At 70.7% G+C, this 341-nt stretch carries 1 protein-coding gene; it reads left to right on the top strand.

Going from position 1 to position 341, the window contains the following annotated elements; genetic code table 11:
* The coding region (locus tag JJV70_RS22285; protein WP_219049837.1) for a hypothetical protein at window positions 1-280 on the top strand (280 nt) is incomplete at its 5' end.
* Window positions 281-341 lie beyond the last annotated feature (61 nt).

Here is a 341-nt window from a genome sequence, read left to right on the forward strand (position 1 = left end):
GGGCGACGGCCTGGGCGTGCTCGCGCAGCGGCAGGCCTTGCTTGTCCGAGGTGGCGGCCACGTAGTTGAGGAGTTCGGCCGTCGCCCGTTCCGCTTCGCTCGGATCGCTGGTCAGCAGCCGGTCGGCGGCGTAGACGACATCCGCGGCCGGGATAGTGTTGAGGTTGAGCGGCCCGAACGACGGCTGTTCGAGGGCGGCGCGGAACCAGACGGTCTCGTCGCCGGGCGCGGCCGGGGCGACGAAGGTGATGTGCGGGCTGGAGCGCAGCGCGTCGGCTAAAGGTTGTCTCGTAAGGGGTCAGCCGTGGGCGAGGTTGTGCATGTGGGCGACGCCGATGGCC

It is taken from the genome of Streptomyces sp. JJ66, assembly GCF_019303495.1.
Lineage (GTDB): Bacteria > Actinomycetota > Actinomycetes > Streptomycetales > Streptomycetaceae > Streptomyces.